The following is a 25,467-nucleotide window of genomic DNA, read 5'->3' as shown; positions in this document are numbered from 1 at the left end:
TATTTATGCTTCAAGAATGGTGGTCTCATCTGTGCCGATAATAAATGAATGGAAACACAATTTACATGGATACAATCGAAATATTAAGCTGTTTTTCATCTTTAACCTGCTTTGGAACACAGGATATGGTGTGTTCGGAGTGATTTACAACTTGTATATTAAAGCATTGGGTTATGAGCAGGCAGCGGTCGGGAATGTGGTTGCGATGACTGCTCTGGCTTCTGCGATCAGTTTGGTGCCTGCCGGATTACTGAGCGATCGGTTGGGGCCGAAACGTGTGGCCTTGGTCGGTCTGGTGTTCGCAACGATTACGCTTGGTTTTCGGGCCGTTGTGACGAGTGAATCGGGCTTGGCTACGACGGCATTTGTGAGCGGATTGTTCCTGGCCTTGCTTACCGTTACCGGGGTTCCTTTTCTGGCGGAAAATTCAAAGTTGGATCAACGTGTCCATTTGTTCAGCTTTAATATGGCCCTCATGATGATTGCCAACTTTCTGGGCAATGTAGGCGGTGGAGCACTCACGGATTTGCTGAATATTGGTTTTGGCTTCACAGAAGTAGATAGCCTGCGGATAACCTTGCTCGTCGGAGTCGGAATAGCTGCCATTGGGATAGTCCCGGTGACGATGTTTGGTCAATCCACGGGGGATGCAATTGAAAAACAGGAGACTCAACCAATTCTCACTCTTTTCAAAACACATCGAGAGTCATTGAAGACGATTGGCTGGTTTACACTGTTGGCGCTAATGACCAGCTCTGCTGGCGGATTGATCGTTCCTTATTTAAATGTGTATTTTGCGGATCGATTTGACGCATCCAAAACATCGATCGGCTTGATCGTCTCACTGGGCCAAGCGGCAACTGCCATTGCATACCTGATCGGTCCTGCTATTGCCCGGAAACTGGGAGAAGTGAAGGCTGTCATTGTCCTCCAGCTTTCGTCCATTCCTTTTTTGTTGCTGACGGCTTTTACGATGAATTTTTATGTGGCTTGTGGAGGGTTTCTGTTCCGGCAGGCCCTGATGAATGCAGCTAATCCATTTCATACGTCGATCAAGATGGCACGAGTGGATCGTTCCATGCGTGGACTCGCAAACAGTGCAGGGGATGCGGCATTTAACCTGGGTTGGTTTATGGTTGCTCCGGTCAGTACCTATCTGGTTCATACCTACGGATCGTACTGGGGATATGCCTATGCTTTCAGCCTGACTGCGACGATGTATTGCATTGTATCGAGTCTGTTTTATATTTTATTTCGCAAGGAGCCGAAAACCCAGGACAAGGGGGTAAATAGTGAATCTTAGTGGGTCTAAGCAGTTAGATAAACGGCAAATCATCACTGGTCTACTCCGAGTGTTTTTCTTTCTTTACTTGCTGTTTTATGCTGTGCTTTTTGCAGGATATTTCGTTTTTGTCGGAATCGTTCACTCATCATTTAGCTTGATCAGTGTTCCGGCGACGATCTTGCCTTATCTTTTTTTGCTCAGTTTGCTTTGGGTACTATGGAAAGGCAAAACAGTAGAAGAACGACAAGCAGCAAGAAAACGAATAAGAATGGTCTCCATCTTGGGGCTGATTCCTGTCGTTTTGTTGTTGGTTGTCCTTGGAAAAAACGAGGTTGAAACAACCTTTGATCCGATTCGTTGGCAAACGCAGCACGACATGAGAGTGTATATGGTAGATGACATGCTGGCAAAACATCATCTGATTGGCCTTCATAAAAAAGAAGTCATTCAATTGTTAGGAGAGACAAAAGCTTGGGAGTACTTTAAAGAAGATAACAACATCGTTTACTATCTGGGGCCAGAACGAGGCCTTGTGCGAATCGATAGTGAATGGCTGGTCATCTGGTTTGACGCTCATGAAAAAGTCACTTCCTATGAATTAAAAAGAGATTAAATCCTGTTGAACATTTCAGCTAATCCATAATAAAGGAGACAACCATGAAAAACTTTGAACAAATGCTTGATCGATATGCCAAACTGGCTGTTCAGGTAGGTGTGAATATTCAGCCGGGGCAGTCACTGATGTTGACTGTACCCATCGCTCATGTCAAATTTGCACGATTGATTGCCAAGTACGCCTACCAGGCGGGAGCTAAACACGTACATATTGATTGGTATGATGATGAGTTAACCCGTTTGACGTACGAGCTTGCACCGGATGAATCGTTTACTGAGTATCCACAATGGAAAGCAAACGGATACGAAGAATTGGCAGAACAAGGAGCTGCTTTCCTTCACATCCGGGCGACTGACCCCAAACTACTCGAGGGGATTGACCCTGTTCGCATAGCCAATGCCAGCAAAGCATACAAAGAAGCTGTATCCAATTTTCGCAGCAAGATCATGTCTGATCGGGTATGCTGGTCCTTAATCGCAATCCCTACACCAGCATGGGCAGCGATGGTTTTTCCTGAATTAGACGAATCGAAGCAAATGGATGCCATGTGGAATGCTATATTCAATATGGTACGGCTTGATCAGGAAAACCCGGTGCAGGCATGGAAAGATCATCACCAATTCTTAACTGCGAAGGCTGATTACTTAAATAAGAAAAAGTATCGCCTCCTTCAATACCGTGCACCAGGTACTGACCTCCAGATTGAACTTCCTCCCGAGCATCTATGGACTGGAGGGGGAAGTATTAGCGAAACAGGAACACTGTTCATGGCCAATATGCCCACAGAAGAAGTGTTTACGGTTCCCTTGAAAAATGGAGTAAATGGGACAGTTCGCAGCTCAAAACCGTTAAGCTACAATGGAGTCCTCATTTCAGACTTCTCTTTTACATTCCGGGATGGTCGTATTATCGAGTTCTCAGCGAAAACTGGGTACGAGACGCTTCTACAATTAGTGGATACAGATGAAGGTGCAAGATATTTGGGAGAGGTCGCTTTGGTCCCGCATAATTCTCCGATTTCATTGATGAATCGCATTTTCTACAACAGCCTGATCGATGAAAATGCTTCCTGTCACTTGGCGATTGGAGATGCCTACACCATTTGTCTGGAGAACGGAAGAGACTTGACACCAGAAGCGGTCAAAGCAACAGGAATCAATTCCAGCCTGGTTCATTGTGATTTTATGATCGGATCAGAAGAAATGGATGTTGATGGTGTGACGGCAGAGGGTGTTGTCGAACCGATCTTCCGCAAGGGGCAGTGGGTATTCTAAACGTAGAGGTAAGTTTAGTGCCTTAATGCACTAAATTTACCGGAGCATCGCTAAAGAAGGATTCGACTGCCGCTTCGAAAGGGCTTCAATAGAAGCTTTTCTTTTCTTCCTTTGAAGGGAGTGCTTGAAGTCAGATGGAAGAGCAACGCACGATATTACTTGCAGATATGAATAGTTTTTTTGCAAGCTGTCATCAGAGTGAGGATTCACAACTCCGTAATAAACCGGTAATCGTCGGTGGAGTGTTGAACAGACCCACTCAGGGGCTGGTTATTGCGGCGAGCTATGAGGCGAAACAACGTGGTGTCTACACGACAATGTCCGTCTACGAAGCACTAAAGCTTTGCCCGGATGCGATAGTAGTACCGAGAAATCATCCGTTATACAGTAGCTATTCGAGTAAAATTATGTCTTTCCTCCGGTTGATTGGGGATACAGAAGTTGCTTCAATCGATGAGGCTTATGTCGATATCACGGCTCGCATCAATGAGGGCGAGACAGCATTGGCGATCGCCAGGTATATTCAACGGACATTATGGAATAAAATTCGTATACCCTGCTCCATCGGGATTGGGCCGAACCGAATCATTGCGAAAATGGCTTCTGAGGTCAAAAAACCGTATGGATATGTCGAGATGGGCATCAAGAAATTCTGTACGTTTTATTATCCGCAGCCCATCGACAAGTTGCATGGGTGCGGGAAGAAAACAGCCGAAAAACTGAACAAGATGGACATTCACACCATTGGTGATCTAGCAAAGGCTAATCTCCTACTAATGAAAAACCTGCTGGGTTCACGAGGGGAAATGCTTGTTCGTTCGGCCAATGGTATTTCTTCCAGTCGAATTAATACAGAACGGGAGAAGGGGGACAAGACAATCGGGAAGGAGTCTACCTTTCGGGAAGCGATTTCCGACCCCGATGCTCATTTGAAGTTGGCAGAAACATTGATTGAGCAACTGGTAAAGCGACTCAAAGCGAAATCACGAAAGGCGAAAACCATTTCGATTGTCTATAAGAAGGAGCGAAACGGCAGCTCATTTTCAAAAAGCTTCACATTGCCCAAGCCGACTGACTCAGCAGAAGAGATGAATGAAATCGTTCAAAAACTGTATACGGAGAACCTTTGGGAGATTCCTTTGTTCCTTTTTGGGGTTCGTTTATCCAATATTGAGGATGTTGTTTATGAACAACTCACTTTGGATGACTTTCATAAAATGCTATAGTGGCGGTTGCTTTCCTGTTTGAGTGGTGCAGAAGTAGTACATACTGCAATCAGGGGGTGCGGATATGTTCGTCCAAATCGCAAATAATCAGGAGAGTGGGTCCCAAGACATCTTTGTACTGGGTGAAAAGTTGCTTCGTGACCAAGAGGGAGTGTACCTACTCCCAGGTCGATTAATCTCAGGGTTGAAGGCAGAGGATTTACCATCGGGATTCCCATTTGGACTACTGGATCAGCTTCCTTCTGGCATTGGTTTTTATCGTGAAGATTCTGTGAAGGTCAGTCGAACCGGAATAAAACAAAGCTTGCACGTGCAGGTAACAACGACATATGTGCGTGCAGAGTGGGATGGTCTCTATTGTGTAGTGTCTACAATGGATACGAGACGTAGAGTGCTGGAAGATGCAGAAGAGTATGTTCTCGAGCAATTCTTGGTCAACGAACAAAAATGTGTACTTGCTTATTCGTTTCATTTTCCATGCGATAAGGAACAAGATCTGGAAGCAGTCATGGAGATGATCGCTGAGCGTGTAAGATGGGTTGAAGAGAAAGGAAATGAACAATTATTGTTTCGTACCTTTCATCCAAAAATACAATAGCACTTGGTAAATAGGCAGGTAGGTAGTGGGGGAGTACTTCAGAATCACTTTCCCACTGCCTTTTTTTGTTGAGGTCCCATGGCTAAAAAATGCTAGGTGGCGAAGACTATCTTTACTGAAAAATGATAAAATCCAGCCTAAGAGAAAGAAAGATGCTCCAATAGCCTGAGGTAGGTAAATATATCTATTGGAAATGCTAAATTTATCCAATTTTCACAAAGTAAAATCCTGATTAAAAATTTTTTATTATATCTAAACTAGATCATTGGAGAGATTTTCATGGGTTCGAAATTTAAGCTAAGAGAACGATGTCGAATAATATGCTAGGACGTAGAATGAAGCCAAGAGATCAGTCGACACGGCAACACTCGCTGAATCTCGATAAAGGCAAAGCTGATGAAAATCAGTGACGCAAAGCTAAAGGGGCTAAGGTGTTTAGGAGAAGCCTGACACTATGCCAGCCAGTTACCGAAAGATTACGGGTGTAGAATATATCTACTAGCAACCCCGCTTTCGGTATAGGCGGGGTTACTCTATGTCTAAAAGGAGGTGCACACCACATGCTGATCAATCTGTCGAACAATCAAATTCTGGCTAGTCAGATCGGACAAGCCTACACCTTCCTAGGAAGGTTGAAAGGGTTAATGTTCACGAAAGAATTGCCGACAGGTTGCGCTCTGCATATTCGACCCTGCCGATCGGTGCACACGTTTTTCATGAATTATTCCATTGATGTACTGTATCTGAATGCCGACTTGAAAATCGTTGCGATTGATGAGCAACTTCGTCCGGGAAAAGTTGGCCCAATCTATGCAGATGCAGTGTCTGTTATCGAACTTCCAGCAGGAGCAGCTCGTCAAACAGAAACTCAAATCGGACATTTCGTCCAACTACGACCATGAATGGATAAGGAGAGAAAGTCATGATGAACAAATTCAAAGGTTTGCTTGTAGAAGAACAAGGTCAAGGTATGACAGAGTACGGGCTAGTACTCGGCATTATTGCAGTGGCAGTAGTTGGAGCACTTGCAACGCTTCGTGGAGAAATTATCGAGATGTACAACAACGTAGTTACTCTAGTAACAAACCGTGAAGATGGTGGCGGAACACCGTAAACTCTAAAACGCAAAAAACTGCCAACGATCAACTTACTTCAATTCACCTAAAATCGACTACTTAAAGGAGAGTTTACTCATGATGAACAAATTCAAGGGCCTATTGGTAGAAGAACACGGACAAGGTATGACAGAATACGGACTCGTACTTGGAATTATCGCAGTGGCAGTTGTCGGAGCACTCGCAACGCTTCGTGGAGAAATTATGGAAATGTACAACAACGTAGTTACTTTGGTAACCAACCGTGAAGATGGTGGCGGAACACCGTAGTAAACCTCGATCAGAAAGCGAGTGATACCCATGCTTGCATCATTGCAACGTTTGTTCATGGACGAGCATGGACAAGGGATGACAGAGTACGGAATTGTGCTTGGTTTTCTCTCCATAGCGGCTTTGATTGCATTAGGCAGCTTGCGTACTGAAGTTGTCGAAATGTTCAGTAACATAACGAATGCACTAATCAGTCGTGATGGTGACGGCCCACAAGTATAGCAATTATTGATACCCTTCCATACAGAGGGCAAAAGATGGTGGCCTTGCGTGATGAACGTAGGGCCTCTCTTTTAACCAGGGGGTTCGGATAGGGGATCCAGGAGGAAATCAGCATGTTGCTTAACGGAGCACTCCTTTTGATTCTTTGTATCTGTTTTATCACCGACGTAGCGAATCGCAAAATTTATAATAAAGTCGTTTTTCCAGGCATTATTCTTGCACTTATCATTCATTTTTTCTCAGATGGATGGGCTGGACTGGGCTTTTCTGTCGGTGGATTTGCCATCGGATTACTACTCTTGCTCATTCCGTATTTATTAGGTGGTATGGGTGCAGGCGACGTAAAGCTGCTGGCATTAATCGGAGCATTCAAAGGGACTATATTTGTAGTTACTACGGCCATATACATGGCATTGCTCGGTGGACTCATCGCATTACTCATACTGATGGTGAAACGAGGGATCGGAAACAGTATTCGTTCCTTGATTATTAATTTCTGGTGTATCCGCAATGGTTGGATCTTGCCTTTTCGCACGGACAAAAGCGCTCTTGCGACAACTTATCCGTACGGTGTAGCTATTGTGGGAGGTGCCTTAATTACCTTGTATGCAAAGGGGATGGAGTACTTATGGTAAAGGATGAACAGGGGCAGTCCATGGTCGAAATGGCACTCCTTCTGCCAGTTATGCTTCTATTACTGGCCGGAATTTTTGACTTCGGCAGAGTGTTCTACTCCTATGTTCACCTGCAAATGGCTTCACAGGAGACAGTTCGTCTGGGTGGCCTGGGTAAACCAGATGCAGAAATCATTTCATTCGCCCGAAACTATGTTCATATTGGCGAGACCGATTTATTACAGGTTCAAGTGAGTCCTACACAAGAAACAAGAACGCCAGGGGGATATGTCACTGTCACTCTTGTGTATCCGGTGGAATTGATGACACCGGTTTTATCCAAGCTTTTTCCCTCACCTATCATTCTATCAGCCAATTCTACGATCAGGGTGGAGTGAGTAATCGATGATTTCATTTTTCAAAGGTCTCCTAAAACAGGAAGAAGGAAATGCGGTTCTTCTCATATCGCTGTCCATGGTGGCACTTCTGACAATGGTTGGGCTTGTCATCGATGGAGGCAATCTCATGTTAAACAGGGCAAAACTGCAAAAAACCGCCAATGCCGCTGTACTTTCAGGTGCACAGGAACTGACCAATACAGAATTAAAAGTAAATGAAGTAATACAAACCATTTTAAGAGAGCACGAAGAAGAAGATAGTTTGCAAGACATTGTAGTGAGTATGGAAGATAAAGTTTCCATTGATCTGGAAAAGCAGGTACCATTAACCTTCTCACGACTATTCGGGAGAGAGACCGCACCTGTTTCGGCACATGCAGCGGCTGAACTGGGAGTGATGGGTCGAGCCAAAGGGGCAGCTCCCTTGGGTATAGATGAATCAATCGAGTTGGAGTATTTCAAAGAGTATAAATTGAAGGTTGATCAGACGGATGTTGATCAAGGTTACTTCGGAGTCCTTGCCTTAGGTGGCACGGGTTCAGAAACCTATGAAGAAAATCTGCGTCACGGGTACCAAAATGAAATCAAAGTAGGCGACGTGCTGGATACACAAACAGGAAATATAGCAGGTAAGACAAGGACAGTGGTGCGTGAGCGTGTAAATGGGTGCTCGGAAAACCCTCGTGATGTAAATGATCGGGATTGTTCACGAGTGATTTTGATTCCTGTCTATGAGGCGTTGGGTGACCCGGACAAACAATTAAAAAGCGTTCGGGTAAAAGGCTTTGCTTATTTCTACATTACGGATCCGATGAGCGCAACGGATACGGCCATCACAGGAATGTTCATCAAACGTGCCGGAACAGGATTCACGAAACCAGACAGTGTTGCACACGGTGCATTTAGCATCAGACTAACAGAGTAGGTGGAAACTATGAGATCCAAAATTATCCTCTTTGTAGCATTAGTTATGGGTGGAATAACAACGTTCCTCTTCTTTCAATACATGAAGCAATACGATCAGGAAGCACTCATAAATGACAGTATGGTGGATGTCGTAGTGGCAGGGCAACCTATCAAGGAAAATGAAAAGCTGAGCAATGGTACGGTGAAGGTTGTCAAAGTACCAGAGAAAGGATTGCATCCAAATGCAATTCGTAGTTTGGGAGATATCAATGGAAAGTTCGCAACGGCTGATTTGGAGACGGGAGAGACACTCCTCAGCCATCATGTGAAAACACAGGCAGAAGAAAATTTGTTTGTCTCCAGAAAAGTAAAAGATGGCTTTCGGGCTGTTTCGGTCGGAGTCAACATCGTGCAATCCGTCTCCAACCTGATTGAGCCAGAAGACACCGTGGATGTCGTATTTAGTGAACATTACAAAGAAGGCAATGAAACCCGTGTAAGAACAGAACAGATTTTATCCAATGTACGTGTGCTGGCTATTGGACGCCGAATTGTAGAGACAACGGGTACAGAAGAGTATGTGGAATACAGTGCAGTAACGCTAGAGCTGCAGCCAAATGATGCAGTGAAACTGATCAATTCAGCAGAGCGAGGAAACATTCAATTGTCCCTCCATACTCGAGTAACGCCGTCTGTGAAGAGAGCGGTTCCTAAGGCGACACCTGCGACCAGTTCCACTCCGAGTCAACCAACCACCCGCAAATAGGGAAGGAGGGAATACCCATGACGAGCAATCAACAGGAAATAAACGATACTAAGAAAAGTAAAAGAGGTGAAATGATTGCTGTCTGCAGTGCCAAAGGTGGCGTTGGTAGAACGTTGCTCAGTGTCAATCTGGCGGTAGCACTCTGCAAGAAAAATATTCAAATCGGCGTAGTAGATGGTGATTTCCAATTCGGTGATGTCAGTTTAGCGATGGATTTACATTCTACTTTTACGATAAAAGATGTCGTGGAAGAAATTGATCGTCTCGATGAATTCAGTCTTGCCAGTTACCTCAGTACCCATGAAAGCGGGGTAAAGGTTCTTGCGGCTCCAGAACGACCGGAATATGCAGACCTGGTAACTGATCAAATGTTGCGGCAAGTGATGGATTTGCTTTTGTTGCAACATGATTATGTAGTCGTAGATACGGGTGTCGGCTTGCAGGAGCGGACACTGGGAATTATTGAAAAGGCGGATCAGATTCTGGTCGTTACCAATTTGGAGATGGCAACGTTGAAGAATACGAAGCTGATGCTCGAAACCCTCGATATGTTGGGACTGCGTGAGAAAGCCCGAATCATTATTAACCGTTCAACGATGGAAAGTGTCATTCAGGCGGCAGATGTACCCGATATTTTGGGGGAAGAAGAGCCGATCTTTATTCCCAATGATTTCACCATCGCCTCTCAATCGTTAAATATTGGAATCCCGTTTGTCATTAATCAAGCGAAAACCGAATTGGCCAAGTCCATTTACAAGTTGGCAGAACAGTTGTCCTCCCGCAGAGAAATTACCTTAATCAAGCCCAAATCCCCTTCCATCTTTTCCAAACTATTCAGCAAGAAACGGGTTAAGGAGGGAACCACATGAGTCTGCTCAATAAAATACAAGCCAAGCATCAAGAGAAACAAACAGACCCTAACCTGATAGAAAATGAGGACGATTTTGTTGATAGAGCGCCGAAGAAAGATTTAATCAGCACGTATAGGGAGTCCAAAAGACAGGAGACATCCCCCAAGCCCAAAGTCCGCTCGGCACCCAATGACAAGCATCAGGAACTGAAAAATCTGATGCATAAACGCATCCTGAACGAATTAAAAGATGACAATGTTGAAGAGATTATCCCCAAGCTGGATGCACTTGCCATCGATATTATCAAAGAAAACGAATCGTTCCGAGGGAAGATCGATCGAAAACGGGTTGTCGATGAATTAATCAATGACTTGACTGGCTTTGGGCCGATCAATCCGCTCTTACTAGATGAAGAAGTATCGGAAGTCATGGTAAATGGCCCGAATCAGGTCTACATTGAGCGCAGCGGTAAAATTGAATTGACGAACATCCAATTCCGGGATAATGAGCATGTCATGAACATCATCGAGAAAATCGTAGCACCTATTGGTCGAAGAATTGATGAAAGCAGTCCCATGGTGGATGCGAGGCTGCCGGACGGTTCTCGTGTAAACGCCATTATTCCGCCACTCGCATTGAATGGCCCAACGGTGACGATACGTAAATTCTCCAAAGATCCGTTTACCATCGAAGATTTGATTGGTTTCGGCACACTGACCAAAGAGATGGCAACTTTTTTGGACGCGTGTGTAAAAGCCCATTTGAACATTTTTGTCAGTGGTGGGACGGGGTCTGGTAAAACGACAACCTTGAATGTTCTGTCCAATTTCATTCCGAACGATGAACGGATATTAACCATAGAAGATGCTGCCGAATTGCAACTGGGGCAAGATCACGTTGTCTCTCTGGAATCTCGCCCGCCTAATATTGAAGGAAAAGGCGGAATCACCATCCGAGACCTGGTACGAAATGCCCTGCGGATGAGACCAGACCGCATTGTAATCGGGGAGGTACGTGGCGGTGAGGCACTCGATATGCTGCAAGCGATGAACACCGGTCATGACGGTTCACTTGCTACAGGTCACTCCAACAGCCCGAGAGATATGATCTCCCGTCTCGAAACAATGGTTCTAATGGCTGGTGTCGAGCTGCCCGTCAAAGCGATTCGTGAACAAATTGCTGGTGCGGTAGATGTCATCATTCAACAATCCCGTCTCAAGGACGGAACTCGCAAAATTGTCAATATCACGGAAGTGCAAGGATTAGAAGGCGATGTCATCGTCTTGCAAGATATTTTCTCTTTTAATCAGCAAGGGGTAGACAGTCAGGGGAAAATCATAGGCAAGCTGGTTCCTACCGGAGTACGTCCGAAGTTTTATGAACGACTCGAGTCTTCCGGCATCCAGATACCGACAAGCGTCTTTATCGAAGAGGAGGAATGGTAGGAATGAAATATTTCATTCTGGTCTTATTTCTCTTTACGTCCTACTTGCTTTTCATTTCAATTTTGCAAATGGTCTTCTTGTCCGATCGCAGACTGACCAAGCGAATGAAGCATTATCTTGATTTGCAAGCAAGCAAAGGACTTGATCGCAAGAAGTTCAGTTTGCTTGTTCAGATGCAAATCACCAAACAGCGAATCCGTACACAATTTTTGACCAAGGACAAGAACCAAAAAATCGAAACGATGCTAAGACGTGCCGGAGTACCGATCAAACCGGAGGAATACGTGCTTTTTCAATGGATTTCAACTGCTTTAGTTGGTGGCATTCTGTTTGTTGTTTCAGGCAATATCGTCGTTTTGTTGATCGGGGCAGGCTTGGGTTTCATGATGCCTAAGTGGTATATGAAGAAAAAAGAAAGAGAACGTATCCAACAGTTTAATGAAAGCCTCGCCGATATGATTACGACCATTGTGGGCTCCTTGCGTGCCGGGTTCAGTTTCCCTCAAGCGTTGAAAACCGTTGTCGAAGAAGCGTCTTCTCCCATTAAAGAAGAAATGGAAACCGTCCTCAAAGAAATGCAATATGGCAGCAGCATTGAAGACTCTTTGCATGATTTGAAAGAACGCATGCCCAGTGAAGACTTGGAATTGATGATCCAGGCGATTTTGATCCAACGACAAGTAGGAGGTAACCTGGCAACCGTTTTGGACAAGATTGTAGAAACGATTCGTGATCGAACGAAGATTCAGCGTCAAATTGTCACGTTGACCGCACAAGGTAAATTGTCGGGTATTGTTATCGGTTTGCTCCCGTTAATCCTTGGTTTTGTCATTTACCTGATTGAGCCGGATTATATTGGTACGTTGTTCTTGCATCCCGTGGGTATCGCCATGATGGGTGGTGGATTGATTTCAGGAATTATCGGATTTGTACTCATCCGCAAAATAACGACGATTGAGGTGTGATTTTATGCTATACATCAGTTTTTTCTTTACCTCAACACTTCTCGTCTATGCACTGATCGTGATGAAAGGGGAAAGAAAGCAGCTAGTAAAAAGGAGAATTTCCACCTTCTTTTCCGACAAGGAGGATGTTGTATACACCAATCCTTTAGAAGAAGAAGCGGAAAAAACGCCATCTCTGTATAAGCGGTTCTTCCTGTTTGGCTGGCGGAAGCTAAAGAGAATCTTTCGTCGAAACATGCAAAACGAAAAGGAAGCAAAGTTGGAAATGAAACTGCTGCAAGCAGGGAATCCGTTTGGGATGACACCTGTAGAGTACCGGTTGTTACAGATTGCTTTCCTGCTGTTGTTTCCGTTGTTTTCGTGGGGATATGCCGCATTACTGCAAATAGGTGCTGGAGTTACCTTTCTTCTCATCGCAGTTAGTATTGTCTTTGCCCTTTATTTTCCGCGATTTTATATTCATCAGAAAATCAAAACACGCAATTATCTGGCATTGAAAGAGCTGCCAGATGTCCTGGATTTGTTAACCGTCAGCCTGGAAGCTGGGCTTGGGTTTGACTCGGCATTGAGCAAACTGGTATCCAAAAAGCAAGGCGTCCTCTCACAGGAGTTCCATCGGTGTCTGGAAGAAATACGACTGGGTAAAACAAGACGGGAAGCTCTCTCAGGCGTGCGAGAACGAGTGACGCAGGAAGAGATCAAGGTATTGATCAGCAGCATCCTGCAAGCGGAGAAATTGGGCATCGGGATGGTACAAGTACTGCGCATTCAGTCGGCGGAAGTGCGTGACCAACGCAAGCAAAGAGCCGAGGAGGAAGCGATGAAAGCACCGATAAAAATGCTTTTTCCACTGGTACTGTTCATTTTCCCCAGCTTGTTCATCGTTCTTTTAGGGCCAGCGATTATTTCGTTCATTCAGGCGTTTAAATAAAATTTGCCAAATGTACAAAAAGATGTAGACTAGGAAAATATAGTTCTGCATCTTTTTTTGCTGTAAAGAAACCAAAGCTTATACGAAAAGAGGGATCAATATGATAATTGATGTTTTTCAGGATACGGTTTGCCCTTGGTGCCGAATCGGCAAGAAGCATTTGCTGGATGCCATTGCGACGTGGAAAGGGGAGGAAATAACGATCAGGTATCGCTCGTTTTTTCTCGATCCAACCTTGCCTGCTGAGGGTCGTCCGTTTCGGGAAACGATGGAGGCTACCAAAGGCGGGAAGCAAGTCGTTGATCAGATGATTCACCATGTGACTGAGGCAGGTAGAAGATCTGGCGTCACGTTCCATTTTGATCATGTGGCAAAGATGCCTAACACTTACAAATCACATACCGTAATCAAGCTGGCATCTGATGATCAAGCTACCCGACTAGTAGAAGCGTTTTATCAGGCGTATTTCGAAGATGGATTGGACATCGGGGATACAGACATTCTGGTTTCCATCGCGACAACTGTAGGACTCGATGCAACTGAAGTTCGAAATGCGATTGAATCAGATGAGAAGCGTGATGAAATCCAGGAAGACCTCGATCTTGCACAACAGCTTCAAATCACTGGAGTGCCGTTTTACGTCTTGGATAATCAGTTAGCCTTATCCGGTGCTCACCCTGTAGAAAATTTTCATAAAGCATTCGAACAGCTTCAAGATGAAAAAAATCAAAATGATTAAGCGAGTTTCTACGTATTAATAGGTAAATACGTTTGGATAAAGGGGTTCAAAGAATGACAGAACAGAGTGTGAATAGGGAACAAGACAAGAAAATGGGCTTTGTTGTTGCAGGATTGTTACTAGGAATTTTGATTGCCTCCATGGATAATACGATTGTGGCAACTGCGATGGGTACGATTGTGTCAGAGTTGGGCGGACTTGATAAGTTCGTCTGGGTCACTTCTGCCTATATGGTCGCTGCGATGGCGGGGATGCCGATTTTTGGCAAGCTGTCTGACATGTACGGGCGCAAATGGTTTTTTCTCATGGGTTTAGTCGTGTTTTTGCTCGGCTCCATCCTCTGTGGCATGGCTCAGAACATTGTTCAACTGAGTATTTTTCGCGCCATTCAAGGGATTGGCGGAGGTGCATTGATGCCGATTGCCTTTACGATTGTATTCGATATCTTCCCACCTGACCGAAGAGGGAAAATGTCGGGGTTGTTCGGTGCGGTGTTTGGATTATCCAGTATTTTTGGGCCACTTCTCGGCGCATACATTACGGAGTATATTGACTGGCGCTGGGTATTTTATATCAACTTGCCATTAGGAATTATCTGTTTTTCACTCATCTGGTTGTTTTATAAAGAATCACCAGTACATACGAAACAAAAGATTGACTGGTGGGGTGCGATCACCATGGTTGGGGCTGTTGTCAGTCTGATGTTTGCACTCGAGCTGGGAGGACACACGTATGCCTGGGATTCAGGAGTGATTCTTTCGTTGTTCCTGTCGTTTGCTGTACTGTTTACTGCGTTTATTATGATTGAGCGCAGGGCAGAGGAGCCAATTATTTCGTTTGCTATGTTCCAGCAGCGACTGTTCGGTACGAGTACATTTGTCTCTTTGTTCTACGGAGCATCGTTCGTCGTTGGCACAGTATACATTCCGATCTTTATCCAAGGTGTACTTGGTGGGTCAGCAACCAACTCAGGACTGATTCTCTTGCCGATGATGCTGGGAAGTGTAGTAGCCAGCCAAACGGGCGGTATGATTGCATCGAAAACCAGTTATCGCAATACGATGTTGATCTCCGGTGTTTTCCTGATCACCGGACTGTATCTGCTCAGTACGATCTCACCTGCAACGACTAAAACAATGATAACGATTTATATGATTATTACAGGTATGGGTGTCGGCTTTTCCTTCTCTGTACTCAGCATGGCATCGATTCATCATTTCGACATTCGCAAGCGTGGATCGGCTAACTCGACCAACACGTTCCTTCGTTCGCTGGGGATGACACTTGGAATTACGGTTTTTGGGATTATGCAACGCAATATTTTTACTCGTGAATTATCGGCCACAATGGGAGGGGCAAGTCAGGGATCACCTATTAGCGATGACCCTCGTGCCTTGCTATCACCGGAGACTAGAGCTCAGATTCCTGCACCCGTGCTCGAGAAGATCACAGATGCACTATCGACTTCCATCGCACAAACCTTCCTGTGGACATTGGTACCTGCCGTTATTGCGGTTGGCATCATTTTGTTCATGAGTAAAGAAGGATTGGGAGATTTAAGAAAAGCAGACAGTCGGGCATAATCTGATCGAAGTATCCACTTATCTTTCGTCGTAATAGATAGTAGAATAGGACAGGAAGAACGATTTTCAGGAGATGACGATATGGACGACGTTATGAAACCAGTGAGCTTTCAACAGATCACAGAAAAGATGCAAAACTACCATCCTGGAATCCTCGGCGAGCAACATTGCCAGAAGTTCAGTGTACTCATCCCCATCCTTCGTACACCGGAGGACAAATTGGTTATTCTGTTTCAAGAACGTGCACATACACTCAGGAGTCAAGCGGGAGAAATCTGTTTTCCAGGTGGTAGGTGGGAGCAGACGGACGCATCCTACTGGGCGACAGCACAAAGAGAGACAAGCGAAGAATTACAGATTCCCATTGAATCCATTCATTATCTGGGGGCATTGGATAAGCTGGTCTCCCATGCCCAACTCATACTGTATCCGTTTGTCGGAATGCTGCAAAATGTAGGTGAAATTCATCCCAATCCTGCAGAAGTAGAGCGGATGATTCCGATTGAACTCGACGTTCTGCTTTCCCTGCAACCAAAAGAATTCAAAGTTGCAATGAAGCCAGAGCCAGGAGAAGATTACCCGTACCACCTCATCCCGAATGGAGAGAACTACGCCTGGCGACAAGCAAAGATTCCTCACTACTTCTATGAGTACGAGGGTGTGACGATCTGGGGACTGACCGCTAAAATTTTGCATCACTTCCTGGAAGTTATCCGCAAATAACATAACCGCTAGAAATGAAAAAAGACCTCTTAGGGTCTTTTTTGCTTTTTAAGGACAAATCCCTTATCTCTCCAAAGAATAAAAACAGTCGTTTACCAGCATGCCGTTGATTTCTGTGCTTTCGGGTACGATTTTATCCAGGGTCATTCCGGCCTTTTCCAATACACGGCGTGATGCGATATGCTCTTCAGAACAAACCGCCGTAAACTTTTTGAAACCAAACGTATCAACTGCATAATCAATCACCAGTTTGATGACTTCGGTAGCATAACCCTTGCCTTTGTACGCTTCTCGAATGATGAAGCCAATTTCCGCAGTGAGGTTTTCACGGTTCCGGGTACAAATGCTGATCAAACCAACTTCATTTCCAGAAGGAGTTTCGCGGATGATCCAGGTTAGCCAATGGGTAGATTCTAGACTCCACGGAGCGAGTTCCTTATCAAAGTTAAGGCGGATTGCTTCATCGCTCATCGTGGTTCCGATGTGTTTCATAAGTGTCGGGTTTGTGTAGATGGAGCGGATCAGTTCCCAATCAGATGAAGCAAGTTTTGTGAGTGTCAGGCGAGGGCTAAGGATTGGATTATTCATGGTATTCTCCTTTGGGGGAAGTGAGTTCAAAATTTTCCAATAATCTTCTTAGAGTTTAGCATGCCTATCAAGTGAGCTCAATTGTTCTGAGAAACTACTGTTCAGAGAAGATAAAGACATACATTCAAATAAAGTATTAAACCGAAAAAATTAGTAATTGATTGGAGTTATTGAACTAATTGAAGAAACCCCTACCTTTTTAATAAAGGGTAGGAGTTGGAGTGCAAGCAACTTCATCAATAAATCTGGGATCGATTCCGTAAAACACCCAATAAAATCCATTCCATCTATAACCCGAAATTTCACCGTACTCTACTCGTGTTGGATAAAACCAAAACCTATCCCCATTGATGAGCCAAACAAAAGTGTATTCGTACAAACAATCTACTATATAAGAACTAGATGGTTTAGGTGGGATAGACCTTGGAGGCGGTGATGTTGGTGCCTGTGATGGATACACCATTTCGTTTCACTCCTTCGTATGTTTTTCTTCAGTAGTCTATTCCGAAAAAAAAATTCGGACATATGAAGGAGTGTACAAAAACGCCTAAAGGCGTCCTCCTAGGTGTATTTTTGAGGATCAATCTCACCAGTCATCAGAAGGACATCAATTTCTTCTTTTGTTAATTCAACTGTGACTGTCTTTTCTGACATGTGAACAAACCTCCGATTACGATTTTTATTCTTTGATTATACGTTTGCACGTTAGAGTTAAACTATTAACGATCTCTGAAGTATAAAAAGAAAGGTAATAGAAAATGTCCCGAAAATTCGGGACATAGAAGTTCAACCTTATGTCGGCTTCACTACAGGCAGGCGTGGCTCTAAAGGTCTATTTCTTTCCTCTAGCATCGTTTGAGTATCATCAACAGGATCTTCTGCTGCAAAACTTACACCCGGCAGGATAAAAGTGAGAACTAGAACAGAGAATAAAATCTTTTTCATAATAATCACCTCCATTTGTTAAGTACATAGAGAAAATAACATTTATTCCCATAATGCTCTGTAGTGCATATTACAAAATAAAACCATATTTTTGCAGTCAGGGAGAAAGTGAATGAAAAGCAAAGGGGATCACCGCTTAATAAAAGAGAAATTCTGTTGATGGAAATACTTTAAAACAAAGCTCAAAACCTGCTTCTGTGACGAAATGCTGAGCCTTCTTTAGAAATTGCTCTGCTATCTCAGGAAGGTCATGAGCAAAGTAAATCATAAAACTAATGTTTCTACCTTTAGCTTGTGAATATGTTTCGAAAATTTCTCCACTTTCGACAAAAGCAAGATATGAGTTCAGTTTTTCTTGTAACAAATACAAGTGAAATAACTCATCTTCCCAATCCAAATGGTCTGAGATAGTCAAAATACAATTACCGGTTTGATTGTCTATACCTATTAAATCAATAACTCTGGTTTGCTCAATCGTCATTAGTTCTCACCTTTAGCAAAGCTTTAGTAGATTCCCATCAACATCAGCTTAACATAATATGACTTGTGATAAATTGACTTATTCAGCTAAAGGGAATCTATAGTTCAAAACGGTTGCCGTAGAAGCAACCGTTTTCCTGTTTCTCAACTATTAGGAAGTAATTTGGAATAAACATTTGATTTAGCACAGTTTCAATTTTGATAAATAGGCTATTTTGTTCCGAAGAAAAAGACAAATGAAAATACTAACCATCCCAGTGCAATAGAGCCCCACAAGACATCGGTTTCATATTTTTCACCTTATTATTGTTTTGAGAATGGTTGTAAAGTTAACGAAAAACCATATTGCAATAAATGGATTGAGATAAAGTGCTAAAAATGCGATGTATAAAAGAATTTTAATATTTATTCTATTGGCTATGGTTGTTGTAGGTTGTTCAACTAGTAAATCCGTTATAAAACCAGAAGATGTCGACAAAATAAAAATTGAGCTAAGAGATTTGGATGAAACTGATAAACAACTTGTTTATTCCTTAGTATTGAAAAACAACAGTTCTCATGTTATCAAACAAAATTCAGTTTACATGGGATACGAAGTTAAAATTGATAACGGAACAAAAGGAAGTAACTTTTTATTTAAAGCACAAGGAAATAAATTAGATATACAGCCCAACGAAGAAGTCGGATTAACTGTTCTTGTCCCCAAAGATGAATTGCCATCCCAAGAAAAGTTTTATAAAAATATACTTTCTTTTGAAATCAGTGGATTCTTGAACGAAGTTAAGCAAGAAAACAGTTTCGGCAAAGGGCAATCAATTAATATCAACAAATAATTATCTAGAATAAGTCGTGAATCAAGAAAGAGCAGGACTCAATCTCTCAGAGCCCAGCTTTTTCCACCTGCTTCAAATAATTTTGACAGTGAACAATAAACTCTGCGGCCACTGGTGAAACGTACTGATAGTCACGTACGACCAGCACAAGATCACGTGTTATGGCAGGTCGTAGGGGTACAGCCGTTACTTTTGGCAATACCTCCGGAATGTACAGTTCAGGCAGTATGGTGACTCCGACTCTTTCTTGCACCATGGAGAGGATCGTGGCCGGGTCCCTTACTTCGAAGGTGACATTCGGTGTAATCCCATGTTCTCGAAGTAGTTTTTGGATGCTGCAATCTTTAACCATGATAAAGCATTTACCCTTGAGTTGGTCGAAAGTGAGAAACGGTTCGTGCTTCAGCGGACTATCGTTTGAAACGAACACCTTCATTCGATCCTGAAGCAACGGAAACGCCTGTAGCTCTTTGTCAGGCATGGTAGTAAAGCCGACATCTACTACGGAGCCAGAGATCCAGTTGTGTATCTCTTCGTAGCTCCCCTCAAACAAGACAATCTCAATCTGAGGAAACAGCTTCCGAAACGAACCAATTAAACCAGGAAGCACCTTAGCGGAAACGCTAGGAATGGCGCCTATGCGAAGTGTTCCCGTTTCCAATCCCAAGGAAGCTAGTGATTCCTCTCTCATGCAAGAAGTAATATGCAAAATTTCTCGTGCGTGCTGAATCATCCTTTCACCGATGTAGGTCGTGGAGATGCCGCCCCTGCTACGGTGAAACAGCAAGATTCCCAATTCCTTCTCCAGACTGTTGACCATCTGCGACACCGCCGACTGGGTAAACCCCAAAAATTCTGCCGCTTTAGTAAAACTTTTGTGCTCCGATACTGCAATCAGGACTTGCAACTGCGTCAGTGTCATGTCTCCTCCTTAAACCATTAGAAAATACTAATTAATTACATAATAAAGCATAATTTTACTTACTGTATACTGCGCCGTATACTCTACCTTGCAAGCAGTGAATCAACAGGTAAAAGGGAGAGGAATATTTCATGCATCCTGAGTGGAAGAGAATCTGTAATGAATTTATCCATGCAACATCTTACGCTGTCGGCGATTTGGAAAAAGGTTGGGCTGCGAAGTACGACTTTTCCAAAGCTCCGCCTACGTATTTGCGATATGAAGACGCTATTGTGCATATCCCGTTGGGAAAACCGGACTTTCCAGCAACTCCGGATCTCTGGGAACTTCTGAAAAACCGCCGTACCAAGCGTAATTTCACCAATGAACCACTTTCTTTGAACGAATTAAACATACTGCTCTGGGGAACACAGGGAATCACTGCAAATATGGAGGGTTATCAGCTTCGGACAACGCCTTCCGCTGGAGCCCTGTACCCCATTGAAACCTACCTACTGGTGAATAACGTGGATGGGTTGGAAAAAGGTCTGTATCACCTAGATGTAGAGCGCTGGACCTTGGAAGGGTTAAAACTAGAGGACGTATCACAGGTCGCCTATCTGTTTACAGAGGAACAGGAGATGACTCGCCGTTCCGCTGTTAACTTTGTTTGGACTGCTGTGGTTGGACGTACAGAAGATAAGTACAAAGAACGGGCGTATCGGTACATATGGTGGGACGGGGGTCATGTCGCACAAAATCTTCACACTGTCGGGAACGGGTTGGGATTGGGAGTAGCCACCATCGGCCATTGGTTCGACAAAAACATGAACGAGTATCTGAATATTGACGGGACCAGTCATCTCTCGGTTTTGATGGCATCCGTCGGCAAAATAACCGGAAAAGGTTGGAAGCACGATAGACGACCTAGATAAGTAGCGTAAGGAGAAAATGATATTACTTACGCTAGTTGGACAACATTTGGCTTAAGTTAATCCTTAGCTATTTCCATTAGCTATAATTTATAAATTGATATTAGATTAGTTATTCAATTATTGGGAATCAATAGCTCATAGGAAGCCGGACAATCGGCTGCTTTTCTTCGCTTACGGGTAGTTAGTTTGAGTAGACCAAGATAAATTCATGCTAATATTAGGTAAATTGGGATGTTGGGGGACTAAGTATGAGAAAAATTACACTCGCCAATGGGCACACAGTAGAAGTGGAGTGCCTAAGTTGTGCAGTAACTGGTGGATTAGTTGAACCAACTGGGGGTGTAATTTACGAAGATGAGTATTTCCATACTCATCAGGATGTGGCTTATCCTATCCCCGGTTTGGTTATCTTAGCATCAAAGCGACATTTTTATTGTATGGATGAATTAAATGAGGAAGAATCCCACAGGTACATACAACTAATACGAAAAATTCGCGAGGCTCAAAGAGCAGAACTCGGAATTGAACACGTTTATTATTTTTACAATGAAGATACTTCACATCATTTTCATCTTTGGATGGTTCCACGGTATGACTGGATGAAGCAATTCGGTAAGTCGGTTGAGTCTTTAAGACCAATACTGCTCCATGCAAGAAACTCTATGAATGATGGTGAGAGTATAAAGTATGTAATTAATTGCATAGAGAGGTTGCGAAAAGCTTTGTTAAGCTAACGAGGATCGATAGCGCAATAACGTGATAAGTAGGCGGCCATCACACGCAATCCGAGGATGGCCGCTTTTTTTAAGACATATTTGCCAGAAGCTCTTCAAGACGATCCATGGTCTGTTCGGCACCTGGGACGGCATATGTTTTCACCTTATCGAATACAGCGGCAGTTTCTTCAAAAACTGTGCTATAAGTGAGTTTAGTCTTATTATCCAAGTCCTCAAAGATTGCTGTCGCCAGAAAATGGGGAAACACAGCATGTTTGATGACGATTCGCTCGGGTTTTACGATCTCGACAAAGATGTTGGTGTTGGGATAGTCTACGCCATCAGGACCGTGCATGATAAACTGCCATGTACCGCCCGGCTTCATATCAAACTTCTGAAAAGTCGATGTAAAACTTCGAGGTCCCCACCACTTCGACAGGTACTCCTCTTTCGTCCAAGCATCAAACACGAGATCGCGTGGAGCATCAATTACGCGGGTGATTACAATCTCGCGTTCACCTACTTGCGTTGCGATTTTGTTTGTTGCGTTGTTTTGGTTCATGTCCATCCCTCCAAAATGAATTTCATTTTGATATGTTACAAACCTAAATCACTAAGTATGCGAGGATGTTTGGAAGCTTGCGGCTGGCTTAGCTCCATCGATTTACAATCTCTCCCACTGATCATAACATATAACACAATTCAGTGTTTCATCAGACACTATTGAGAGTCAGGCGAGGACTGTTCAGAGAGGTTACAGTTATGGAGTTGTACTTCATGAGTATCAACGGTAAAATTGGATATGGTATTACTTTACAGCAACATCTTCATTTAAGGAGGTTATGTAATGGGAAAAGGTAATCCGGCAACGATAACAGTAGAAACGATCGTTCATTCCCCCGTTGAAAACGTGTGGAAATATTGGACGGAACCGAAGCATATCATGCAATGGAATAATGCCTCCGATGACTGGCACACACCATATGCCGAGAATGATCTGAGGGTCGGTGGTAAATTCGTCTCCAGAATGGAAGCCAAAGACGGCAGCTTTGGATTTGACTTTGGCGGAGTATACGACGAGGTGAGCATTTACGAGAGAATCTCTTATTCGATCGCCGACGGTAGAAAAGTGAAGATTGATTTTATTCGCCAAGATAACGACACAAAAATCATCGAATCATTCGAAGCTGAAGAGACCAACGCCATCGAGATGCAGCAAGCAGGATGGCAAGCGATTTTAAATAATTTCAAAAAATATGCAGAAACTGCGAAAGAAGAATAAGAAACTTTCGCAGCCTTACAAAGCGCATGCCGATATCGGCATGCGCTTTGCAATGTACGCCAAGCAGGGCATACGTGATTTAGAATAGATGAAAGCATCGTCGAATGAGAGAGCAACATTCCGAAATCCACCTTGTGATACGATTTACATGAATTTCAAACAAGGAGATGAGGGAATGAGTAGGTTGAAAGGTAAAATTGCTTTAGTAACAGGGGCAAGCCGAGGGATCGGTCGAGGTATAGCGTTACGTCTGGCACATGAGGGCGCGTTAGTCGCAGTCCACTATGGAAGAAGACAAAATGAAGCTGAGGAAGTCGTTCATGAGATTAAGCATAGTGGAGGAGCCGCATTCACAATTGGTACTGACTTGCGTACGCTAAACGGCATTCGCGATTTATATACTGCATTGGATGAAGCTCTACAGAAACGGACAGGGGATAATCGTTTTGATATTCTTGTGAACAATGCTGGAATTGGGCAAATTTTGACCTTGGAGGATGCTACAGAAGAATCTTTTGACGAGGTCATGAACATTAATGTCAAAGCACCGCTTTTTGTTATCCAACATGCTTTGCCACGCTTAAAAGATGAGGGCCGGATCATCAATATCTCGTCGTTTGTTACACGTGCGGCCTCGCCAAGTGTTTTCACCTACAGCATATCGAAGGGAGCAATTAACACACTTACACTTGCCTTGGCCAAGCAACTCGGAAGCCGTAACATTACGGTAAACGCTATCCTGCCAGGCATTATAAACACGGAGATGAATGCAGGTACATTGCAAAATCCCGATGGACAGAAGTACGCTGCAGGACTTTCCACCTTCAACAGATGGGGAGAACCTGAAGATGTGGCGGGAATTGCGGCTTTTCTTGCCTCGCCGGATAGTAGGTGGGTAACCGGTCAGTTGATTGATGCAAGTGGTGGATCGAAACTGTAGTTTAACGGGTTCAAAAATCTAGCATTAGAGCTAGGCTTTTGAACCCTTTTTTAGAAGACTGCCCAAAAATGCAACGACCGCATACAAACTTCCAAATATCATCCACGCATCAATGTTTGCTATGAAAGTTTCTCAGTTGGGTGTCGTGTAGAGCAAAGGCAAGAAAAATGAAATAACAGATCTGAGATACTTTTTGCGAAAGAAAAAAAGAACAAACTATAAAGCAAGCTTAGTCATTTTGAATAGCATAAAAAAGTAGTAAAAATTATTGGTACCCCCTGAAAAAATACGATTAAGGATGAAGTTGTTGACCGATGTGTGTAATGATTCCATCCATGCTTTTAGCGTTTTTTTCTTTACGATACTCTGTAAGAGCTTGCTCTCCCTTGGTAGTAGCCCATTTTTGCAGTGAATTGCGCTCCCCCTCAAATGAGTAGAAAGGTACACTATAACCACAAGAGGTTTTCACTGCATGCAAGTTCACGTAAATAATTTGGCGTGTGCCAGGAAGAAGAGAAAATTGTTTAGAGATACTTTCCCATTCCGGCATCTCTGGTAAGATAGATCGGCCCTTTCCATAAAGTCGCAAGATCATTGGCGGACCTTCGAAAGCAATAAACATGAGGGTGATTCTATCATTTTCAAGAATATGTGCGCTTGTTTCATTCCCACTGCCGGTAAGGTCCAAATAGGCAACTTCTGTCGTCGAGAAAATGCGGAACACATCATATCCCTTTGGAGAAATATTGATGTGACCTTCCTTATCAAGTGGAGCGGACCCAACAAAAAATATTCGTTGCTTAGTAATAAATTCTTCATGTTCAGGCAGCAAAGAAGGAAAAAGCTTACCCATCATAAATCACCTCTTCTGTAGCTTATTGATTGATGTGTTATCTAATGACCAACGGGGTGTGATTGATCTGCGAAGAATGTAAAAAAACCAAAAATGCTAAAAAAAATAACAGAGACGATTAGTACGTACCTTAACCAACTAGGTTGAACTGACTTCAATAGGAGGATCCAAGTCCACACGAGTACAATTACAAATAATATGATATCACTGGATTCTATAAAGTTGGACATTTCTGTTCACTCCTTTTGAATGTAGAGACGCATTTGGCAGAGATTGGTTACACGCAATGGAGAGATTAAAAGTTAGTAAAACACAGTAAATTTGTGTTTTGACTGGCTTTTTTCTGTAGATAGGCGAAAAAACAATCTAAAAAATGATGAAGGGAAATTGTGGATAATAAACATTTTTTTGTGAACTGAACTACTGAATTAACTCCCTAATCGCTGTTATTCTTCATTTACGTCAAA

General features: G+C 43.4%; 31 protein-coding genes and 1 riboswitch. Of the genes, 25 read left to right on the top strand and 6 right to left on the bottom strand.

Going from position 1 to position 25,467, the window contains the following annotated elements; genetic code table 11:
- Positions 1–31 precede the first annotated feature (31 nt).
- From ACPW7N_RS08190 to ACPW7N_RS08095, 20 genes are all read left to right on the top strand, one after another.
- Positions 32–1,303, top strand: a complete 1,272-nt coding sequence (locus ACPW7N_RS08190) for an MFS transporter (protein WP_425650564.1) — start codon at positions 32–34, stop codon at positions 1,301–1,303.
- Complete coding sequence (locus tag ACPW7N_RS08185) at positions 1,293–1,898, top strand: hypothetical protein (protein WP_425650563.1); 606 nt, start codon at positions 1,293–1,295, stop codon at positions 1,896–1,898. The genes ACPW7N_RS08190 and ACPW7N_RS08185 overlap by 11 nt, the downstream gene beginning before the upstream one ends.
- Before the next feature lie 44 nt (positions 1,899–1,942).
- Positions 1,943–3,175, top strand: coding sequence for an aminopeptidase (locus ACPW7N_RS08180; protein ID WP_425650562.1), 1,233 nt, complete (start codon positions 1,943–1,945; stop codon positions 3,173–3,175).
- 134 nt (positions 3,176–3,309) lie between these two features.
- A complete protein-coding gene (locus tag ACPW7N_RS08175; protein ID WP_425650561.1) occupies positions 3,310–4,401 on the top strand; it encodes a Y-family DNA polymerase in 1,092 nt (363 codons plus the stop codon).
- A 64-nt stretch (positions 4,402–4,465) separates the two neighbouring features.
- Positions 4,466–4,999: a hypothetical protein gene (locus tag ACPW7N_RS08170; protein WP_425650560.1), complete on the top strand. Its 534-nt coding sequence runs from the start codon at positions 4,466–4,468 to the stop codon at positions 4,997–4,999.
- Positions 5,000–5,375: 376 nt separating this feature from the next.
- Positions 5,376–5,472, top strand: a riboswitch (cyclic di-GMP riboswitch).
- A gap of 87 nt (positions 5,473–5,559) precedes the next feature.
- A complete protein-coding gene (locus ACPW7N_RS08165; protein WP_425650559.1) occupies positions 5,560–5,901 on the top strand; it encodes a DUF192 domain-containing protein in 342 nt (113 codons plus the stop codon).
- Positions 5,902–5,921: 20 nt separating this feature from the next.
- Positions 5,922–6,113: a Flp family type IVb pilin gene (locus ACPW7N_RS08160; RefSeq protein WP_425650558.1), complete on the top strand. Its 192-nt coding sequence runs from the start codon at positions 5,922–5,924 to the stop codon at positions 6,111–6,113.
- A gap of 79 nt (positions 6,114–6,192) precedes the next feature.
- Complete coding sequence (locus tag ACPW7N_RS08155; protein ID WP_425650557.1) at positions 6,193–6,384, top strand: Flp family type IVb pilin; 192 nt, start codon at positions 6,193–6,195, stop codon at positions 6,382–6,384.
- Between the two features lie 30 nt (positions 6,385–6,414).
- Positions 6,415–6,606, top strand: a complete 192-nt coding sequence (locus tag ACPW7N_RS08150) for a Flp family type IVb pilin (RefSeq protein WP_425650556.1) — start codon at positions 6,415–6,417, stop codon at positions 6,604–6,606.
- Positions 6,607–6,719: 113 nt separating this feature from the next.
- Positions 6,720–7,241 carry an A24 family peptidase gene (locus ACPW7N_RS08145; RefSeq protein WP_425650555.1) on the top strand — a complete coding sequence of 174 codons (522 nt, stop codon included), beginning with the start codon at positions 6,720–6,722 and terminating at the stop codon, positions 7,239–7,241.
- Positions 7,235–7,618, top strand: coding sequence for a TadE/TadG family type IV pilus assembly protein (locus ACPW7N_RS08140; protein ID WP_425650554.1), 384 nt, complete (start codon positions 7,235–7,237; stop codon positions 7,616–7,618). The genes ACPW7N_RS08145 and ACPW7N_RS08140 overlap by 7 nt, the downstream gene beginning before the upstream one ends.
- Before the next feature lie 7 nt (positions 7,619–7,625).
- Complete coding sequence (locus ACPW7N_RS08135; protein ID WP_425650553.1) at positions 7,626–8,543, top strand: Tad domain-containing protein; 918 nt, start codon at positions 7,626–7,628, stop codon at positions 8,541–8,543.
- A gap of 9 nt (positions 8,544–8,552) precedes the next feature.
- Positions 8,553–9,290, top strand: a complete 738-nt coding sequence (gene cpaB / locus ACPW7N_RS08130; RefSeq protein WP_425650552.1) for a Flp pilus assembly protein CpaB — start codon at positions 8,553–8,555, stop codon at positions 9,288–9,290.
- Between the two features lie 17 nt (positions 9,291–9,307).
- A complete protein-coding gene (locus tag ACPW7N_RS08125; protein WP_425650551.1) occupies positions 9,308–10,159 on the top strand; it encodes a CpaE/TadZ family protein in 852 nt (283 codons plus the stop codon).
- Positions 10,156–11,586 (top strand): TadA family conjugal transfer-associated ATPase, encoded by a 1,431-nt coding sequence (locus ACPW7N_RS08120; protein ID WP_425650550.1) that lies wholly within the window; start codon positions 10,156–10,158, stop codon positions 11,584–11,586. Before ACPW7N_RS08125 ends, ACPW7N_RS08120 begins: the two co-directional genes overlap by 4 nt.
- Before the next feature lie 2 nt (positions 11,587–11,588).
- Positions 11,589–12,551, top strand: a complete 963-nt coding sequence (locus ACPW7N_RS08115; protein WP_425650549.1) for a type II secretion system F family protein — start codon at positions 11,589–11,591, stop codon at positions 12,549–12,551.
- 4 nt (positions 12,552–12,555) lie between these two features.
- Complete coding sequence (locus ACPW7N_RS08110; protein WP_425650548.1) at positions 12,556–13,482, top strand: type II secretion system F family protein; 927 nt, start codon at positions 12,556–12,558, stop codon at positions 13,480–13,482.
- Between the two features lie 100 nt (positions 13,483–13,582).
- Positions 13,583–14,221 (top strand): DsbA family oxidoreductase, encoded by a 639-nt coding sequence (locus ACPW7N_RS08105; protein ID WP_425650547.1) that lies wholly within the window; start codon positions 13,583–13,585, stop codon positions 14,219–14,221.
- A 53-nt stretch (positions 14,222–14,274) separates the two neighbouring features.
- Positions 14,275–15,804 carry an MDR family MFS transporter gene (locus ACPW7N_RS08100; protein ID WP_425650546.1) on the top strand — a complete coding sequence of 510 codons (1,530 nt, stop codon included), beginning with the start codon at positions 14,275–14,277 and terminating at the stop codon, positions 15,802–15,804.
- Positions 15,805–15,885: 81 nt separating this feature from the next.
- Positions 15,886–16,527: an NUDIX hydrolase gene (locus ACPW7N_RS08095; protein ID WP_425650545.1), complete on the top strand. Its 642-nt coding sequence runs from the start codon at positions 15,886–15,888 to the stop codon at positions 16,525–16,527.
- Positions 16,528–16,590: 63 nt separating this feature from the next.
- Here ACPW7N_RS08095 and ACPW7N_RS08090 read toward each other — a convergent pair whose 3' ends face one another.
- The 3 genes from ACPW7N_RS08090 to ACPW7N_RS08080 all read right to left on the bottom strand — a co-directional run bounded on the left by ACPW7N_RS08090 (position 16,591) and on the right by ACPW7N_RS08080 (position 18,541).
- Complete coding sequence (locus tag ACPW7N_RS08090) at positions 16,591–17,115, bottom strand: GNAT family N-acetyltransferase (RefSeq protein ID WP_425650544.1); 525 nt, start codon at positions 17,113–17,115, stop codon at positions 16,591–16,593.
- 792 nt (positions 17,116–17,907) lie between these two features.
- On the bottom strand, positions 17,908–18,060 hold the full coding sequence (locus ACPW7N_RS08085) for a hypothetical protein (protein ID WP_425650543.1): 153 nt from the start codon (positions 18,058–18,060) through the stop codon (positions 17,908–17,910).
- A gap of 136 nt (positions 18,061–18,196) precedes the next feature.
- Complete coding sequence (locus ACPW7N_RS08080; protein WP_425650542.1) at positions 18,197–18,541, bottom strand: DUF6572 domain-containing protein; 345 nt, start codon at positions 18,539–18,541, stop codon at positions 18,197–18,199.
- A gap of 382 nt (positions 18,542–18,923) precedes the next feature.
- Here ACPW7N_RS08080 and ACPW7N_RS08075 point away from each other — a divergent pair, with 382 nt between their 5' ends.
- Positions 18,924–19,373, top strand: coding sequence for a hypothetical protein (locus tag ACPW7N_RS08075; RefSeq protein WP_425650541.1), 450 nt, complete (start codon positions 18,924–18,926; stop codon positions 19,371–19,373).
- A 46-nt stretch (positions 19,374–19,419) separates the two neighbouring features.
- On the opposite strand, the gene ACPW7N_RS08070 is transcribed toward ACPW7N_RS08075, so the two are convergent.
- Positions 19,420–20,295 (bottom strand): LysR family transcriptional regulator, encoded by an 876-nt coding sequence (locus ACPW7N_RS08070; RefSeq protein WP_425650540.1) that lies wholly within the window; start codon positions 20,293–20,295, stop codon positions 19,420–19,422.
- Positions 20,296–20,426: 131 nt separating this feature from the next.
- Here ACPW7N_RS08070 and ACPW7N_RS08065 point away from each other — a divergent pair, with 131 nt between their 5' ends.
- Both ACPW7N_RS08065 and ACPW7N_RS08060 read left to right on the top strand, forming a co-directional pair.
- Positions 20,427–21,209 carry a SagB/ThcOx family dehydrogenase gene (locus tag ACPW7N_RS08065; RefSeq protein ID WP_425650539.1) on the top strand — a complete coding sequence of 261 codons (783 nt, stop codon included), beginning with the start codon at positions 20,427–20,429 and terminating at the stop codon, positions 21,207–21,209.
- Positions 21,210–21,457: 248 nt separating this feature from the next.
- Positions 21,458–21,943 carry an HIT family protein gene (locus ACPW7N_RS08060; RefSeq protein ID WP_425650538.1) on the top strand — a complete coding sequence of 162 codons (486 nt, stop codon included), beginning with the start codon at positions 21,458–21,460 and terminating at the stop codon, positions 21,941–21,943.
- Positions 21,944–22,013: 70 nt separating this feature from the next.
- Here ACPW7N_RS08060 and ACPW7N_RS08055 read toward each other — a convergent pair whose 3' ends face one another.
- Positions 22,014–22,487: an SRPBCC family protein gene (locus ACPW7N_RS08055; RefSeq protein WP_425650537.1), complete on the bottom strand. Its 474-nt coding sequence runs from the start codon at positions 22,485–22,487 to the stop codon at positions 22,014–22,016.
- Between the two features lie 285 nt (positions 22,488–22,772).
- Here ACPW7N_RS08055 and ACPW7N_RS08050 point away from each other — a divergent pair, with 285 nt between their 5' ends.
- Complete coding sequence (locus ACPW7N_RS08050) at positions 22,773–23,207, top strand: SRPBCC family protein (RefSeq protein WP_425650536.1); 435 nt, start codon at positions 22,773–22,775, stop codon at positions 23,205–23,207.
- Positions 23,208–23,382: 175 nt separating this feature from the next.
- The gene (locus tag ACPW7N_RS08045; RefSeq protein WP_425650535.1) at positions 23,383–24,147 is read left to right on the top strand and encodes an SDR family oxidoreductase; all 765 of its coding nucleotides are present in this window, start codon (positions 23,383–23,385) and stop codon (positions 24,145–24,147) included.
- Between the two features lie 292 nt (positions 24,148–24,439).
- Here the strand turns inward: ACPW7N_RS08045 and ACPW7N_RS08040 are convergent, their stop codons facing one another.
- A complete protein-coding gene (locus tag ACPW7N_RS08040; RefSeq protein WP_425650622.1) occupies positions 24,440–25,000 on the bottom strand; it encodes a pyridoxamine 5'-phosphate oxidase family protein in 561 nt (186 codons plus the stop codon).
- Positions 25,001–25,467: the final 467 nt, after the last annotated feature.

Source organism: Brevibacillus nigriterrae, assembly GCF_049846925.1.
Taxonomy (GTDB): Bacteria; Bacillota; Bacilli; order Brevibacillales; family Brevibacillaceae; genus Brevibacillus_H.
The sequence above is the reverse complement of the archived record's forward strand: the minus strand, read 5'-3'. Positions and strand labels throughout refer to the sequence as shown.

Bases quoted from the DNA above. Each gene is read 5' to 3' on its own strand.
- ACPW7N_RS08155 (WP_425650557.1), top strand. From the start codon at position 6,193: ATGATGAACAAATTCAAGGGCCTATTGGTAGAAGAACACGGACAAGGT.
- ACPW7N_RS08060 (WP_425650538.1), top strand. From the start codon at position 21,458: ATGAGAAAAATTACACTCGCCAATGGGCACACAGTAGAAGTGGAGTGC.
- ACPW7N_RS08040 (WP_425650622.1), bottom strand. From the start codon at position 25,000: ATGGGTAAGCTTTTTCCTTCTTTGCTGCCTGAACATGAAGAATTTATT.
- ACPW7N_RS08065 (WP_425650539.1), top strand. From the start codon at position 20,427: ATGCATCCTGAGTGGAAGAGAATCTGTAATGAATTTATCCATGCAACA.
- ACPW7N_RS08105 (WP_425650547.1), top strand. From the start codon at position 13,583: ATGATAATTGATGTTTTTCAGGATACGGTTTGCCCTTGGTGCCGAATC.
- ACPW7N_RS08170 (WP_425650560.1), top strand. From the start codon at position 4,466: ATGTTCGTCCAAATCGCAAATAATCAGGAGAGTGGGTCCCAAGACATC.
- ACPW7N_RS08085 (WP_425650543.1), bottom strand. From the start codon at position 18,060: ATGAAAAAGATTTTATTCTCTGTTCTAGTTCTCACTTTTATCCTGCCG.
- ACPW7N_RS08070 (WP_425650540.1), bottom strand. From the start codon at position 20,295: ATGACACTGACGCAGTTGCAAGTCCTGATTGCAGTATCGGAGCACAAA.
- ACPW7N_RS08150 (WP_425650556.1), top strand. From the start codon at position 6,415: ATGCTTGCATCATTGCAACGTTTGTTCATGGACGAGCATGGACAAGGG.
- ACPW7N_RS08180 (WP_425650562.1), top strand. From the start codon at position 1,943: ATGAAAAACTTTGAACAAATGCTTGATCGATATGCCAAACTGGCTGTT.
- ACPW7N_RS08160 (WP_425650558.1), top strand. From the start codon at position 5,922: ATGATGAACAAATTCAAAGGTTTGCTTGTAGAAGAACAAGGTCAAGGT.
- ACPW7N_RS08115 (WP_425650549.1), top strand. From the start codon at position 11,589: ATGAAATATTTCATTCTGGTCTTATTTCTCTTTACGTCCTACTTGCTT.
- cpaB (WP_425650552.1), top strand. From the start codon at position 8,553: ATGAGATCCAAAATTATCCTCTTTGTAGCATTAGTTATGGGTGGAATA.
- ACPW7N_RS08095 (WP_425650545.1), top strand. From the start codon at position 15,886: ATGGACGACGTTATGAAACCAGTGAGCTTTCAACAGATCACAGAAAAG.
- ACPW7N_RS08080 (WP_425650542.1), bottom strand. From the start codon at position 18,541: ATGACGATTGAGCAAACCAGAGTTATTGATTTAATAGGTATAGACAAT.
- ACPW7N_RS08100 (WP_425650546.1), top strand. From the start codon at position 14,275: ATGACAGAACAGAGTGTGAATAGGGAACAAGACAAGAAAATGGGCTTT.
- ACPW7N_RS08090 (WP_425650544.1), bottom strand. From the start codon at position 17,115: ATGAATAATCCAATCCTTAGCCCTCGCCTGACACTCACAAAACTTGCT.
- ACPW7N_RS08145 (WP_425650555.1), top strand. From the start codon at position 6,720: ATGTTGCTTAACGGAGCACTCCTTTTGATTCTTTGTATCTGTTTTATC.
- ACPW7N_RS08175 (WP_425650561.1), top strand. From the start codon at position 3,310: ATGGAAGAGCAACGCACGATATTACTTGCAGATATGAATAGTTTTTTT.
- ACPW7N_RS08055 (WP_425650537.1), bottom strand. From the start codon at position 22,487: ATGAACCAAAACAACGCAACAAACAAAATCGCAACGCAAGTAGGTGAA.
- ACPW7N_RS08135 (WP_425650553.1), top strand. From the start codon at position 7,626: ATGATTTCATTTTTCAAAGGTCTCCTAAAACAGGAAGAAGGAAATGCG.
- ACPW7N_RS08110 (WP_425650548.1), top strand. From the start codon at position 12,556: ATGCTATACATCAGTTTTTTCTTTACCTCAACACTTCTCGTCTATGCA.
- ACPW7N_RS08140 (WP_425650554.1), top strand. From the start codon at position 7,235: ATGGTAAAGGATGAACAGGGGCAGTCCATGGTCGAAATGGCACTCCTT.
- ACPW7N_RS08050 (WP_425650536.1), top strand. From the start codon at position 22,773: ATGGGAAAAGGTAATCCGGCAACGATAACAGTAGAAACGATCGTTCAT.
- ACPW7N_RS08045 (WP_425650535.1), top strand. From the start codon at position 23,383: ATGAGTAGGTTGAAAGGTAAAATTGCTTTAGTAACAGGGGCAAGCCGA.
- ACPW7N_RS08125 (WP_425650551.1), top strand. From the start codon at position 9,308: ATGACGAGCAATCAACAGGAAATAAACGATACTAAGAAAAGTAAAAGA.
- ACPW7N_RS08075 (WP_425650541.1), top strand. From the start codon at position 18,924: ATGTATAAAAGAATTTTAATATTTATTCTATTGGCTATGGTTGTTGTA.
- ACPW7N_RS08165 (WP_425650559.1), top strand. From the start codon at position 5,560: ATGCTGATCAATCTGTCGAACAATCAAATTCTGGCTAGTCAGATCGGA.
- ACPW7N_RS08120 (WP_425650550.1), top strand. From the start codon at position 10,156: ATGAGTCTGCTCAATAAAATACAAGCCAAGCATCAAGAGAAACAAACA.